Origin of the sequence: Ciceribacter sp. L1K22 (assembly GCF_017599385.1) — a bacterium.
In the GTDB taxonomy this organism is placed as follows: Bacteria; Pseudomonadota; Alphaproteobacteria; order Rhizobiales; family Rhizobiaceae; genus Allorhizobium.
Genome location: NZ_JAGFPK010000002.1, coordinates 607191 through 620765, shown reverse-complemented (window position 1 = coordinate 620765; position 13575 = coordinate 607191). Strand labels below are relative to the sequence as shown.

Annotated in this window: 12 protein-coding genes; 9 read left to right on the top strand and 3 right to left on the bottom strand. The window is 60.2% G+C overall.

Going from position 1 to position 13575, the window contains the following annotated elements; translation table 11 throughout:
* Positions 1 to 2: 2 nt before the first annotated feature.
* The 7 genes from J5J09_RS20855 to rfbA are packed head-to-tail and all read left to right on the top strand — an operon-like array spanning position 3 to position 7502.
* Positions 3 to 2021: an acyltransferase family protein gene (locus tag J5J09_RS20855; RefSeq protein ID WP_208554151.1), complete on the top strand. Its 2019-nt coding sequence runs from the start codon at positions 3 to 5 to the stop codon at positions 2019 to 2021.
* A 45-nt stretch (positions 2022 to 2066) separates the two neighbouring features.
* Positions 2067 to 3092 (top strand): glycosyltransferase family 1 protein, encoded by a 1026-nt coding sequence (locus tag J5J09_RS20850; RefSeq protein WP_208554150.1) that lies wholly within the window; start codon positions 2067 to 2069, stop codon positions 3090 to 3092.
* 31 nt (positions 3093 to 3123) lie between these two features.
* A complete protein-coding gene (locus J5J09_RS20845) occupies positions 3124 to 4008 on the top strand; it encodes a glycosyltransferase family 2 protein (protein ID WP_208554149.1) in 885 nt (294 codons plus the stop codon).
* Between the two features lie 22 nt (positions 4009 to 4030).
* On the top strand, positions 4031 to 4612 hold the full coding sequence (gene rfbC / locus J5J09_RS20840; RefSeq protein ID WP_208554148.1) for a dTDP-4-dehydrorhamnose 3,5-epimerase: 582 nt from the start codon (positions 4031 to 4033) through the stop codon (positions 4610 to 4612).
* Positions 4613 to 4635: 23 nt separating this feature from the next.
* Positions 4636 to 5700 carry a dTDP-glucose 4,6-dehydratase gene (gene rfbB, locus J5J09_RS20835; RefSeq protein WP_208554147.1) on the top strand — a complete coding sequence of 355 codons (1065 nt, stop codon included), beginning with the start codon at positions 4636 to 4638 and terminating at the stop codon, positions 5698 to 5700.
* On the top strand, positions 5697 to 6587 hold the full coding sequence (gene rfbD, locus J5J09_RS20830; RefSeq protein ID WP_208554146.1) for a dTDP-4-dehydrorhamnose reductase: 891 nt from the start codon (positions 5697 to 5699) through the stop codon (positions 6585 to 6587). Before rfbB ends, rfbD begins: the two co-directional genes overlap by 4 nt.
* A 42-nt stretch (positions 6588 to 6629) precedes the next feature.
* On the top strand, positions 6630 to 7502 hold the full coding sequence (rfbA, locus tag J5J09_RS20825; protein ID WP_208554145.1) for a glucose-1-phosphate thymidylyltransferase RfbA: 873 nt from the start codon (positions 6630 to 6632) through the stop codon (positions 7500 to 7502).
* 18 nt (positions 7503 to 7520) lie between these two features.
* Here the strand turns inward: rfbA and J5J09_RS20820 are convergent, their stop codons facing one another.
* Both J5J09_RS20820 and J5J09_RS20815 read right to left on the bottom strand, forming a co-directional pair.
* On the bottom strand, positions 7521 to 7850 hold the full coding sequence (locus J5J09_RS20820; RefSeq protein ID WP_208554144.1) for a hypothetical protein: 330 nt from the start codon (positions 7848 to 7850) through the stop codon (positions 7521 to 7523).
* A gap of 61 nt (positions 7851 to 7911) precedes the next feature.
* A complete protein-coding gene (locus J5J09_RS20815) occupies positions 7912 to 8163 on the bottom strand; it encodes a hypothetical protein (RefSeq protein WP_208554143.1) in 252 nt (83 codons plus the stop codon).
* A gap of 171 nt (positions 8164 to 8334) precedes the next feature.
* On the opposite strand from J5J09_RS20815, the gene J5J09_RS20810 reads away from it, so the two are divergent.
* The gene (locus tag J5J09_RS20810) at positions 8335 to 9105 is read left to right on the top strand and encodes an SDR family NAD(P)-dependent oxidoreductase (RefSeq protein ID WP_208554142.1); all 771 of its coding nucleotides are present in this window, start codon (positions 8335 to 8337) and stop codon (positions 9103 to 9105) included.
* A 29-nt stretch (positions 9106 to 9134) separates the two neighbouring features.
* Here J5J09_RS20810 and J5J09_RS20805 read toward each other — a convergent pair whose 3' ends face one another.
* Positions 9135 to 9602, bottom strand: a complete 468-nt coding sequence (locus tag J5J09_RS20805) for an Lrp/AsnC family transcriptional regulator (RefSeq protein ID WP_208554141.1) — start codon at positions 9600 to 9602, stop codon at positions 9135 to 9137.
* Between the two features lie 140 nt (positions 9603 to 9742).
* Here J5J09_RS20805 and putA point away from each other — a divergent pair, with 140 nt between their 5' ends.
* Positions 9743 to 13444, top strand: coding sequence for a trifunctional transcriptional regulator/proline dehydrogenase/L-glutamate gamma-semialdehyde dehydrogenase (putA, locus tag J5J09_RS20800; RefSeq protein ID WP_208554140.1), 3702 nt, complete (start codon positions 9743 to 9745; stop codon positions 13442 to 13444).
* Positions 13445 to 13575 lie beyond the last annotated feature (131 nt).

The window sequence follows — 13575 nt, the reverse complement described above, 5'->3', positions numbered from 1 at the left end:
CGATGAACGCAAAGTCGGGTTCTCTGCTTCTCAGGGACGGCATGGCGACGCCAATGCTGTCGGGGATTTTCATTCCTGCCCGCGACGGGTTCGATCATTCGATCAACGCCTTGCGCGCGCTGGCGGTGACGATCGTCGTCCTTTTCCACTTTCAGGTTGCCGGCTTCGATTTCGGCTTTATCGGTGTCGACGTCTTCTTCGTCATCTCGGGCTACCTGATGACGACGATCATATTCTCCGGTCTTAACCGGCGGAGCTTTACGCTCTGGAGCTTCTACAGGGCCCGCTTCACCCGCATCTATCCGGCGTTGGCCACCCTCTGCGCCGTCGTTCTCGTTGGCGGCTATTTTCTCATCCCGCCGTTCGATTACGAGCGCATCGGCAACCAGATCTTCGCCGCAGCGCTGTTCTACTCAAATGTCGTGTTCTGGCAGCAGGAGGGCTATTTCAACACCGGCTCCGAATACAAGATGCTGCTCCACACTTGGTCGCTATCGGTCGAGTGGCAGTTCTACATGATCTATCCGATCGCGCTGCTGGTGGTCGAAAAGGTGGCTCTCCTCCGCCGGATCCGGACGCCGCTGCTCTGGGCGGGTTTCCTGCTGTCGCTGGGGCTCTGCATCTACGCATCAGGTTGGAAGCCGTCCGCTGCCTTCTTCCTCCTGCCGACGCGCGCCTGGGAGATGCTGCTCGGCGGCCTTCTCGCCGTGCATCGCGAGACGATCCTGCGTAATGCCTTTCTGGCGAAAGCAGCGCTCTACGGCGGGCTTGCGCTACTGCTTTCGATGGTGGTGCTCCATGATGGTGCGTGGCCGAACGCCTACGCGCTTTTGCCGACGCTCGGCGCCGCGCTGGTGATCGGCTCCGGTCATGTCAGCGGCGTCGCTGGCCGTTTCGTGCCTATCCACTATCTCGGACTGTGGTCCTACTCCATCTATCTGTGGCACTGGCCGGTCGCGGTGATGATGCGGTTCGGCGAGGTGATCCAGGATCCACGATGGATCGTCGTGGGTCTGGGTCTGTCCGTGCTTCTCGGATTTTTGTCGTACACGCTCGTCGAAGTGCCGGCGCAGAACTTCTTCCGCCGGGGCGGGGGTGTTTCCAAGACGGCATTGGCTGCCGTTCTCATCGGAATCCCAATCCTCTCAGGAGTTGCCGTCAGTCGTAGCGGCGGCATGCCGGCGAGGGTTTCGCCTGAAATTGTGCTTGCTGACGGGGCCGCAGCAGAGATGAATCCATCTCGCTCGAATTGCCTTTCCGATAGCTCGGATGGGCGGGCTCTGGCTGACTGCGTTCTGGGCACAGGACCCGTTAAAGCCTTCCTTATGGGGGACAGCCACGCCGATGCGGTCGCGACCGGACTGGTTGAGGCGCTCGCGGGGCATGGATCGGTTCGCGTGTTCGCCCTTTCCGGATGCCCCTCCATGGTTGGTGTCGGAAGCTATAAAAGCGTCGAATGCGGCATCTTCAACCGGCTTGTCTTCAAGCGGTTGAAGACGGAGGATCCGTCGATCCCGCTCGTGATCGTCAACCGCGCCGACTACGGCCCGGAGACGCTGACGAACGATTTCATGGCCGCTCAGGTGGCAAGCTTCGACGAAGTGCTGCAGCCGCGGCTGGATTTCGGAACGCCGGTCGAGAATGGCCGTGGCACCTTCGCCTGCGGAGCCAGCCGTTACCGGAAAGTCTTCATGCTGCGGCCGGTTCCGGCGCCGGGAAGCTATCTGCCGCGGCATGTCGCCTATTCGCTGATGTGGACGGGCAAGGCGCCGGCCGTGCAGTTCTCTCGGACCGCATATGACTCGACGTTCCGCAAAGCCAACCGGTTGATCGACCGCCTGGCCGAGGATTGCGGCATCACCCCGATCGACAGTTTCGAAGCCTTCTGCCCGCCGGGCGGAAGTTGCGAGGCAGCACCGGGCGGCCATCCGCTGTTTTACGACGACAACCATCTCAACGAATTCGGCAACAAGCGTCTCGTCCCGGCCTTCCGGAGCGCGCTGCTCGGCAGTCCATCCTGATGTGCAGGTTCATTCTGACGGCAGGAAAGAGCAAAGGAATAATGCGTGCATTCTGGTGAAACCGATAGCAAGACCGTAACGATCTTTGCCGACCGCCGTTGGCCGGTCGAAACGGGGATCGGCAAGGTTCAGACTGAACTGGAGGCGCGGCTGCCTGCCAATATGCGGATCGTCGATATCGGCGTCGGCGGACGCATCGGCTCGCCGTTATCGCCGCTTGCGATCAGTGGTGCGCTGATGGGGCGCGGCAGCAGGGGCGTTTTCTACAGCGCAGGTTTCGTGCCACCGGTGTTCTCGCGTCTGCCGTCGGTCGTCATCGTCCACGACCTGACGCATCGCCGGTTCTATGGTGCTGCCAAGCGGGCCTACTATGATCTCGTCTACAAGCCGCTTTACCGGCGCTGCAGCGCCGTTATCTGCGTTTCGGAGTTCACGCGGCAGGAGTTTCTCGAGTGGTCGGGCATGCCGGCGGAGAAGGTGCATCTCGTCTACAATGGCTACGAATCCTGTTTCAATGAGGCAGGACCGGTCCACCAGCCGGGATATCCCTATGTTTTCTACGGTGGAAATCATCGATCCTACAAGAATCTCGACCGGCTCATAAAGGCATTCGCTGCCTCAACTTTGCCTTCCCGAGGCATCAAGCTTGTTCTGACCGGCAAGCGCAACGATGAACTTGCCACACTTGCCGATAATCTCTCCGTCGGCTCGGATGTTGTTTTTGCCGGAAGGTTGCCTTCGGAAGAGATTCCGTCATTCTACCGTGGTGCATTGGCTGTAGCCTATGTCTCACTGTTCGAAGGTTTCGGACTGCCGATCGTCGAGGCCTATGCCTGCGGTGTGCCGGTCCTGACATCGAACGTCTCAGCAATGCCGGAGGTCGCCGGGGAGGGCGCCCTACTGGTCAACCCTGAATCCGTGGAGGAGATAAAACAGGGTCTGGATCGGATCACATCCGACGAGGACCTGAGAATGCGATTGATAGCAGGCGGTCGACGAAGACGTGAGGACTTCGATTGGGATAGTTCGGCGCAGCGCCTCTGGCAACTCGTGAAGGATACGGCGGCATGAAGCAACCGTATCGTAACCTGAGGACAGAGCTATGGCCGAGAGACAAAGACTGCACGTCATTCTCGTCAACTTCCGCACGCCGGCGTTGACGATCCGAAGCGTCGGATCCCTTCGCAAGCGCGGCATTGCCGGCCCCGACAACATCACCGTAGTGGACAACCGCTCGGGTGACGATTCGGTCGAGAAAATGGCGGCGGCGATGCCGGATATCCGCATCAAGGTATCGCCTGTGAACGGCGGCTTCGGCGCGGGCGTCAATTTCGGCGCCGAAGGTATCGATGCTGACTACCTGCTTGTGCTCAATCCGGATACCTATTTCGATTCGGACACCGTGACGCCGGTGCTCGATCAGCTCGACGAAATGCATGATATCGGGCTTGCAGGCCTCGATCTTGTCAATCCTGACGGTAGCCGACAGTACGGCGCGCGTCGCTTCTATTCCATCCTCGACATCGCGATGCGGCGGCTTAAGGGCCTCGAGGGCATGATGCCGAAGCGCGTCGATCGTCACCTTATGGTGGAAGAGACGGACAAGGGTCGTCCGTTCGATGCCGAATGGGTAATGGGCACCGGCTTCATCATCCGGCGCGATCTCTTTGCGCGCCTTGGCGGCATGGAAGAGAGCTATTTCCTCTACATGGAAGATGTCGATCTCTGCGCGCGGATCTGGATGAGCGGTCGCCGAGTGGTCTATTTTCCGGGTTTTGCGCTCGTGCATGATCACCAACGACAGAGTGCTGCGAGCCCGCTGAGTTTTGCCGGCCGCGCGCATATCCGCAGCCTGTTGCTCTTCGCCCGACGCTTCTGCCTGCCGGTGTTCAAGTCGCCGGGGGTCTCTACGATCGTCCGCAGTGGACGCGGCAAGCGCTGGTCATCGCCAATCGACGCCGTCGCTTCCCAGAAGGCAATTTCTTAAACGGGTCTTGGCCTATAGATGGATGAATAGCATGCAGTTCGAAAGACTGGAGATACCTGAAGTCGTGCTCCTGACGCCGAAGAAGTTCGGCGACGCACGGGGCTATTTCATGGAGACCTTCCGAAAGAGCCTGTTCGAGGAGATGGTGGGTCCGTTCGAGTTCGTGCAGGACAACCAGTCGCTCTCGGCGGATCCTGGAACGATCCGGGGTCTGCATTTCCAGCTTGAGCCCCGAGCGCAGGGCAAACTCGTGTCCTGTATCGCGGGAGCGATCCTCGACGTGGCGGTCGATATCCGCGTCGGCTCCCCCACATACGGCCGCCATGTGGGAGCGGAATTGTCGGCTGAAAACGGATGCATGCTTTGGGTTCCGCCCGGCTTCGCGCATGGCTTCTGCACGCTGCAGCCGGACACCAAGGTCAGCTATAAGGTCACTGACTATTATAGTCCCGAGCATGATCGCGGCCTTGCCTTTGACGATCCCGACCTTGCGATCGCCTGGCCGGTCGCGCCGGACAAGGCGGTCCTGTCTGCAAAGGACAACCAGCAACCGAAGCTGCGCGATCTCGAAACCGCATTCACATTTTCATCGGCAGCCGGCTGAAGCGGGCGAAAGGACAGAAGACCATGCGTGTATTGGTAACCGGAGGAGCTGGGTTCATCGGCTCGGCTGTCGTTCGCTATCTGGTGCTGGAGAAGGGCTACGAGGTCCTGACCGTCGACAAGCTCACCTATGCCGGAACCCTGACTTCGCTGAAGGCGGTCGATAACCAGCAGAACCATCGTTTCCTGAAAGCGGATATCTGCGATCGTACGGCGATTGTGGAAGCTTTCGAAAGCTTCAAACCTCAGCGGGTGATGCATCTGGCGGCCGAAAGTCACGTCGACCGTTCGATCACCGGTGCGAGGGATTTCGTCGAGACGAATGTGATCGGTACCTTCAACATGCTGGAATGCGCGCGGACCTACTGGTCGGCGTTGCCGATGGACGAGCGTGAGGCCTTCCGGTTCCTGCACGTCTCCACGGATGAGGTCTATGGTTCGCTGGGTGAGGAGGGGCTCTTCACCGAGCAAACGCCCTACGATCCCAGTTCGCCGTATTCCGCTTCAAAGGCATCGTCCGACCACTTGGCCAAGGCGTGGGAGCGGACCTATGGGCTTCCGGTCGTTGTATCGAATTGCTCGAACAACTACGGCCCCTACCACTTCCCGGAAAAGCTCATTCCCCTGATGATCCTGAATGCCCTGGATGGCAAGCCGTTGCCGGTCTACGGCAACGGAACAAATATTCGCGACTGGCTCTATGTCGAGGATCACGCGCGCGCACTGGATCTGATCGCTGAACGCGGTCGGATAGGCGAGACCTACAATGTCGGCGGCCGCAACGAGCGCCGCAATATTGATGTGGTGGAGCGGATCTGCGCCTTGATGGACAAGCTCCATCCCGCCGGCGCGCCCCATGCACGCCTCATCACCCATGTGACCGATCGTCCGGGTCATGATGCCCGCTATGCGATCGATGCGACAAAACTCGAAGAGGAACTGGGCTGGAAGGCACAGGAGAATTTCGACACGGGGATCGAGAAGACGGCTGCCTGGTATCTCGAAAACCGCTGGTGGTGGGAGCCTTTGCGCGCAGGCTATTCCGGTACTCGTCTCGGTTTGATCGAGCCGAAGAAGGCAACCGCATGACGCGTCTGCGATTTGTCGTTACTGGACTGCAAGGGCAGGTGGTCACTTCCTTGATCGAGCGCGGTGGAGCGGCCGGCGACATCGAGATCGTCGCGATCGGCCGTCCGGATCTCGATCTTGCTCAGCCTGACGGAGTGGCTGCCGCCATCCAGGCGACACGACCGGATCTCGTCATTTCCGCTGCGGCGCATACCGCGGTGGACCAGGCGGAAACCGAGGAAGAACTCGCGACGCGGATCAATGGTATATCCGCTGGGGAGATCGCCAAGGCAGCGGCCAAACTCGGCGTCCCGCTCGTTCATGTGTCGACCGATTATGTGTTCGATGGTTCAAAGCCCGCGCCTTACCGCGAGGATGATCCGGTCGCCCCCCTTGGCGCTTACGGTCGTTCGAAGCTCGCCGGAGAAATGGCGATCCAGCAAGTTACCGACAATTATGCGATTCTTCGGACCGCCTGGGTCTACAGTCCGTTCGGCAAGAATTTCCTCAAGACGATGCTGAGGCTCGCCGAAAGCCGGGACACACTGTCCGTGGTGGCTGACCAGGTCGGCAATCCGACGTCGGCGCTTGATATCGCCGAATGCATTCTCGCGGTTGGCAGAAACCTGATTTCGGACCGAAGCGCAGGCTTGCGGGGCGTGTTCCATATGACCGGGCAGGGCGAGGCCAGTTGGGCGGAGTTCGCTACTGAGATATTCACGGCTTCCAAAACCTTTAATGGGCCGTTTGCCCAGGTGAACCCCATTCCGTCCAGCGAGTATCCGACACCGGCGAAGCGGCCGGCCAATTCGCGGCTCGACTGCTCGCGGCTCCACGATGCTCACGGCGTCATGCTGCCGCAATGGCAGGTTTCCACGGCGAGCATCGTCCAACGGCTGCTTGCCTGACCACCAATTACTTCCAGTTTGTTCGGATTTACGGAGAAGATCATGAAGGGCATCATTCTTGCGGGCGGAAGCGGAACGCGTCTCCATCCGATGACGTCGGTCCTGTCGAAGCAGCTCATTCCTGTCTACGACAAGCCGATGATCTTCTATCCCCTGTCGACGCTCATGCTGGCCGGCATCCGGGACATACTGATCATTTCGACACCGCGCGACCTGCCGAGCTTTGAAGCACTGCTCGGCGATGGTTCGCGGCTCGGCATCTCCTTGTCCTATGCCGTTCAACCCTCGCCGGACGGGTTGGCGCAGGCCTTTATCATCGGTGCGGATTTCGTCGGCTCTTCGCCGTCCTGTCTCGTGCTTGGCGACAATATCTTCTACGGTCACGGAATTACCGACCTGGTGAAGAGTGCAGCCTCACGACCGGATGGCGCCACGGTCTTTGCTTATCACGTCAATGATCCGGAACGGTACGGCGTTGTCGAATTCGACGCCGGTATGAAGGCCTTGTCGATTGAGGAAAAGCCTGTTGCGCCAAAGTCCAACTGGGCGGTGACAGGGCTTTACTTCTACGATTCGGAGGTTGTGGAGATCGCCGCCAACTTGAAACCCTCGCCACGCGGTGAACTCGAAATCACGGATGTAAACAAGGCCTACCTCGAACGAGGCAAACTCAATGTGGAGCTGATGGGTCGAGGATATGCCTGGCTCGATACTGGCACCCCGGACAGCCTGCGTGACGCGAGCGATTTCGTCGCTACGCTCGAACGTCGCCAAGGCTTTAAGATCTGCTGCCCCGAAGAAATTGCCTTCCGCTCCGGCTTCATCGACGAGGCGAAGATGGAGGCTCTTGCCACAGCTTATGGCAAGAGCGCTTATGGTGCCTATCTTCGTAAGGTCCTCAAGGATCCTTACTGAAGAGACAAGGCCCAAGCATCAGGGGTTCGCGGGCAGTTCATCGGGTTCGATGACCGGCGTCTCGCCGACTGGCGGAGCGGGTTCGACGAGTTCCTGATCACCAACGGTCGGCGGTTCCAGCACACTTCCGCACTCGTCCAGCGTCTCGGAGAGTTGCGTGGTATCCGTCTCGACCTTCTCCTCACTGTCGGGTGTGATCGTGCACGTATCTGCAGGCTGCCGAGTCTCAGTGGCTGTATCAGGCGTATCAGCGTTTTCCTGTGCCCACGTGGTGTGAACCGGAAAGGCGGCGAGGGCAACCGTTCCGGCCGCAGCGAGCAGTTTCCGGCTTCGCTCTGAAATCGTCATCGGTTTTCTCCTTTCTTGCGCATAGTGGGATTACTTCCACGCAGTCCCATGGCTCGGATGATCATCCTGCATTGGCGCGTGAGCGCGCGGCATCCAGAATTGCTCTCATCTCGGTGGCCATTGCTCCGTGGGTTGCAAAAGCGACCGACGGCACAACGCCCGGATCTTCCTCCCCGTTGCGGGGAACGGCATCGTCTTCCAGCCAGCGCAGGTCCGGTGGCGGCCGGTCCTTCATGATCATTGCCAGCAGCGAAATCAGAACCTCGCGCTGCGCATTCAACCTGCCTTCCAGCTCTTCAACCGCAGTCTTCATTTTGCTTCCTCCACCAAGGTGCTTACTGGACAACGGAAGGGAGGCGGCAAAGTTTCGTGGACTGTCACAATTGACTGGTCCGCATCGACCGCACGGGATCGTTTTGACGCAAGCGGCGTTCTGGAGGAGAGGACCGGGTGTTGCCGGTCAGATCATCTCGGGAGGCGTCAGATGGCGAAAGTGGCATTGGTGACAGGCGGTGCGTCGGGGATCGGCAAGGCATCGGCATTCGCGTTGTCGAAGGCGGGTTATGCCGTCGCGATTCTTGGGCGAACGGATTCCGAAAACCAGCGTGCGGTCGCCGAGATAAAGGCAGCGGGTGGGGACGCCATGGCGCTGGGAGCGGATATCTCGGATGAGGACCAGATGCGGGGCGCGCTTAACGATCTGGAAGAGCGGTTCGGAAGACTGGACGTCGTGGTGGCCAGCGGCGGCATCAACGGTGTGTGGGCTCCGATTGACGATCTCAAGCCGGACGAATGGGACAAGACGATCGCCGTCAACCTGCGGGGAACCTTTCTGACCGTTCACCTCACCGTTCCGCTGCTCAAACGCCAAGGCGGATCCATCATCGTCATCTCTTCGATCAACGGTACCCGCACCTTCACCTCTCCCGGCGCCACCGCCTATTCCGCGACCAAGGCGGCGCAGGTGGCAATGGTGCAGCAATTGGCCCTCGAGCTCGGCCGCCACCGGATTCGCATCAACGCGGTATGCCCCGGCGCAGTGGAGACGGACATCGACGACAACACGTCGAGGCGCCATGAGGATGAAACGGCAATCCCCGTCGAATGGCCGGAAGGCGATATTCCGTTAACTGATGGCGTTCCGGCGAAGGCAGAGGACGTCGGCGAAGTGGTTTCATTTCTCGCGTCCGATGCGTCCCGCCATGTGACTGGTTCCCCTATCTGGGTCGATGGCGGTCAGGGATTGTTGCGGTAGTCCGGTTGCATACCGCCGCAAAGAAATCCCTAATTCCAGTTCTCTTTGATCGACTGCATCACTACATTTGTCGAAGTGTTGGCGACGAAGGGCAGGCTTGAAATCTTTTCGCCCAACACATGACGGTAACGGCGTATGTTGGGCGTTCGTACCTTGAGGAGATAATCGAAGCGGCCGGCGATCATGTGGCACTCCTCAACCTCGGGAATCTTCCTGACAGCCGCGTTGAATGCATTCAATGCTTCCTCACGCGTGTCCGAGAGTTTCACCTCGGCGAAAGCAACGTGGTCGAGGCCAAGCTTCTGAGGGTTCAGGATAGCCTTGAAGCCCTCGATATAGCCGGTGTCGATCAACCGCTTCATTCTGACCTGGCATGGCGTCTTGGACAGACCGACACGGGACGCAAGTTCGGTCACTGAAATACGGCCTTCATGCCGAAGGATTTCGAGGATTCTCAAATCAAACTGGTCAAGTTCACTGTCGTGAAGCGGTTCCATGGTCGCTTTTCCTTCATTTTGCTAATTTTCCATTCAGTTCACCTTAATTTGCTGTCAAATCAAGTCGGAAACTTTCGCTGTTCCACGGTATGATTAGTCCGATCCGCCCGCACGGGCGCTTCCTCCACTCAGGTGACGATATGACCGCTGACGCCGCTCGCTCTTCCGACACGATAACGCTCAACGAAGCGCCCTTTGCCGAATTCGCGCCGCCGGTCGGGCCGCAAAGCGAATTGCGGCGAACGATCACCATGGCCTACCGCAAGCCGGAGGCTGAGTGCATGGCGCCGCTTCTCGCTGCAGCAACCATCGATGCCGGGATGAAGGGTGAAATCGCCCAGACCGCCCGTCAGTTTATACAGGCGCTGAGAGCGAAACACAGAGGTTCGGGTGTCGAGGGGCTGGTGCACGAATATTCGCTGTCGAGCCAGGAGGGCGTGGCTCTGATGTGTCTTGCGGAAGCCTTGCTGCGCATTCCCGACAATGCCACGCGCGACGCGCTGATCCGCGACAAAATCTCCGAAGGCGATTGGAAGTCACATCTCGGCGGCGGACGCTCGCTCTTCGTGAATGCCGCCACTTGGGGGCTTGTCGTTACCGGCAAGCTCACCGCGACGGTCAATGACCGCAGCCTGTCGGCTGCTCTCACGCGCCTGATCGCCCGGTGCGGCGAACCTGTTATCCGCCGCGGCGTCGATATGGCGATGCGGATGATGGGTGAACAGTTCGTCACGGGGGAAACGATCGATGAAGCGCTGCGGCGCTCCCGCGAGATGGAAGACAAGGGCTTCCGCTATTCCTACGACATGCTGGGCGAGGCGGCGACCACGGCGGAAGATGCTGAACGGTACTACCGCGATTACGAGACGGCCATTCACGCCATTGGCAAGGCGTCAGGAGGACGCGGCATCTATGAAGGGCCAGGCATCTCCATCAAGCTTTCCGCGCTGCATCCACGCTACAGCCGCGCGCAGGTTGGTCGCGTCATGGGCGAGCTTTTGCCCAAGGTGAAGGCGCTGGCGGCGATCGCAAAGGGGTACGACATCGGCCTCAACATCGATGCCGAGGAGGCCGATCGGCTGGAGCTGTCGCTGGATCTGCTGGAGGATCTGAGCCTCGATAATGATCTGAAGGGCTGGAACGGGCTTGGCTTCGTGGTACAGGCTTACGGCAAGCGCTGCCCGTTCGTGCTCGACTACATCATAGACCTGGCTCGTCGATCCGATCGACGCATCATGGTGCGACTGGTGAAGGGCGCCTACTGGGACGCAGAGATCAAGCGGGCGCAGCTCGATGGGCTTGAGGATTTTCCTGTCTTCACGCGCAAAGTCCACACGGACGTCTCGTACATCGCCTGCGCCCGAAAGCTGCTTGCCGCGCGGGATGTCATCTTCCCGCAATTTGCCAGCCACAATGCCCAGACGCTGGCCGCGATTTATCATCTTGCCGGTCCCGCGTTCACAGTGGGCGACTACGAATTCCAGTGCCTGCATGGCATGGGTGAGCCCCTTTATGAAGAAGTGGTCGGCGCGGAGAAGCTCGCACGGCCGTGCCGTATCTACGCACCTGTCGGTACGCACGAGACGTTGCTTGCCTATCTCGTGCGTCGCCTCCTCGAAAACGGTGCGAACTCGTCCTTCGTCAATCGTATCGCCGATCCCAAGGTCTCCGTGGATGAACTCGTCGCCGATCCCGTGGATGTCGTCCGCGCCCACGCTCAACCCGGCGCCAAACATGACCTGATCGCGCTGCCGGAGGAGATTTTCGGCAAGGGCAGGACGAATTCGGCCGGTCTCGATCTGTCGAACGAGGCGACGCTCGCCGCACTGTCTACGGCACTGATGGAGAGCGCTTCCATGATCTGGAAGGCCGAGCCGCTGCTGGCGACCGGTCACACCGGCGGGGAGGTGCGGAACGTTCTCAATCCGGCAGACCACAACGATATTGTCGGCGAGGTGCTTGAACCGTCTGAAGCAGATGCGCTTCGCGCCATGGATCTGGCCGCCGATGCCGCAAGCGAATGGAGCCTCGTAGCGCCCGCGGAACGTGCGGCAATGCTTGATCGAGCCGCCGATGCGATGCAGCATCGCATGCCGATCCTCCTGGGACTTATCGTGCGTGAAGCCGGCAAGTCTTTGCCCAATGCCATCGCGGAGGTTCGTGAGGCGATCGATTTCCTGCGTTACTATGCCGAACAGGCACGGCGCACGCTGGGGCCGGCGCACCGGGCGCTTGGACCCGTCGTGTGCATCAGTCCCTGGAATTTCCCGCTGGCTATCTTTACCGGCCAGATCGCCGCAGCGCTCGTCGCCGGCAATCCGGTGCTGGCGAAGCCGGCCGAGGAAACGCCACTGATCGCTGCGGAGGCCGTGCGCCTCTTGCACGCGGCGGGGATCCCGGCGGGTGCCCTGCAGTTCCTGCCCGGAGACGGCCGCACCGGCGCGACGCTGGTCGGTTCGCCCAAGACGGCCGGAGTGATGTTCACGGGGTCGACTGAGGTAGCACGCCTGATCCAGAAGCAATTGTCGGTCCGGACGCTGGCGAATGGCCGGCCTATCCCGCTGATCGCCGAGACCGGCGGACAGAATGCGATGGTCGTCGACTCCTCGGCCCTTGCCGAACAGGTTGTGGCGGACGTTATTGCTTCGGCTTTCGACAGTGCCGGACAGCGGTGTTCAGCGCTTCGCGTGCTTTGCCTCCAGGAAGATGTTGCCGACCGGATATTGGCCATGCTGAAGGGTGCATTGCACGAATTGCGCATCGGCCGTACGGACCGCCTTAGCGTGGATATTGGTCCGGTCATTACCGCGGAGGCGAAGGCAAACATCGAACGCCACATCGACAGCATGCGCGCCAACGGCCGCAAGGTCGAGCAGATCGGGATGCCTCCCGAAACCGATGCAGGAACCTTCGTGGCACCGACGATTATCGAACTTCAGTCGATGAAGGATCTTCAACGCGAAGTCTTCGGGCCGGTCCTGCATGTCATCCGTTACCGGCGTGCCGATCTCGAGCGGCTGATCGATGACATCAATGCCACCGGCTATGGGTTGACGTTCGGTCTGCATACGCGGCTCGACGAGACCATCGCCCACGTGACGTCGCGCGTGAAGGCCGGCAACCTTTATGTCAACCGCAACATCATCGGCGCGGTTGTCGGCGTGCAGCCATTCGGCGGCCGGGGTCTCTCGGGTACGGGCCCAAAGGCCGGCGGGCCGCTATACATTGGCCGACTTGTGGAAACTCCGCCCGTTCCGCCCCGCCACGGCTCGAACGCTATCGATCCGGCGCTGGTCGACTTCGCCCGCTGGCTCGAAGAGACAGGGCGTACAGGGGAGGCGGCAATCGCGCGGGACAAAGGGGGCGAGGCTGCCCTGGGACTTGAGACGCAATTGCCGGGTCCCGTCGGCGAGGCCAATCTCTACAGCCTTCACCCGCGCGGGCGTATTCTTCTTGTGCCGCAGAGCGAGAAAGGGTTGATCGGTCAAATCGGTTCCGTGCTTGCAACGGGGAATTTCGCCGTCGTAGATGCGGGTTCGGGATTGCGGGACACTCTTGCCGGTCTGCCGGCCTCGGTGGTGGCGCGGTTGTCGTGGTCGTCGGACTGGGCGAAGGATGGTCCGTTTGCCGGCGCTCTCGTAGAAGGTGACTCCGAAAGGGTACTCGCCGTTCAGGCAAAGATCGCAGCCCTGGAAGGACCGCTCGTGCTGACGCAGGCGGCTAGTGGCGATGCCGCAGGTCGTACGGATGCGTACTGCCTGAACTGGCTTCTCGAAGAAGTCTCCGTCTCCATCAACACGGCGGCGGCCGGCGGCAATGCCAGCTTGATGACGATCGGATAGCTTCGCGGCGCCAGAAGCCCACATCAAAACAAATCCAGGCCGGCCCTCCGAAAAACAGGGTCGGCTTTTCCCATTTCTGCGGATTGCCGCCATATCCACATATGGCCGGATGCCGTCACTCAGGTGGCGAA

Bases quoted from the DNA above. Each gene is read 5' to 3' on its own strand.
- rfbD (WP_208554146.1), top strand. From the start codon at position 5,697: ATGACGCGTCTGCGATTTGTCGTTACTGGACTGCAAGGGCAGGTGGTC.
- rfbA (WP_208554145.1), top strand. From the start codon at position 6,630: ATGAAGGGCATCATTCTTGCGGGCGGAAGCGGAACGCGTCTCCATCCG.
- J5J09_RS20815 (WP_208554143.1), bottom strand. From the start codon at position 8,163: ATGAAGACTGCGGTTGAAGAGCTGGAAGGCAGGTTGAATGCGCAGCGC.
- rfbC (WP_208554148.1), top strand. From the start codon at position 4,031: ATGAATAGCATGCAGTTCGAAAGACTGGAGATACCTGAAGTCGTGCTC.
- J5J09_RS20820 (WP_208554144.1), bottom strand. From the start codon at position 7,850: ATGACGATTTCAGAGCGAAGCCGGAAACTGCTCGCTGCGGCCGGAACG.
- J5J09_RS20805 (WP_208554141.1), bottom strand. From the start codon at position 9,602: ATGGAACCGCTTCACGACAGTGAACTTGACCAGTTTGATTTGAGAATC.
- J5J09_RS20845 (WP_208554149.1), top strand. From the start codon at position 3,124: ATGGCCGAGAGACAAAGACTGCACGTCATTCTCGTCAACTTCCGCACG.
- putA (WP_208554140.1), top strand. From the start codon at position 9,743: ATGACCGCTGACGCCGCTCGCTCTTCCGACACGATAACGCTCAACGAA.
- J5J09_RS20855 (WP_208554151.1), top strand. From the start codon at position 3: ATGAACGCAAAGTCGGGTTCTCTGCTTCTCAGGGACGGCATGGCGACG.
- rfbB (WP_208554147.1), top strand. From the start codon at position 4,636: ATGCGTGTATTGGTAACCGGAGGAGCTGGGTTCATCGGCTCGGCTGTC.
- J5J09_RS20810 (WP_208554142.1), top strand. From the start codon at position 8,335: ATGGCGAAAGTGGCATTGGTGACAGGCGGTGCGTCGGGGATCGGCAAG.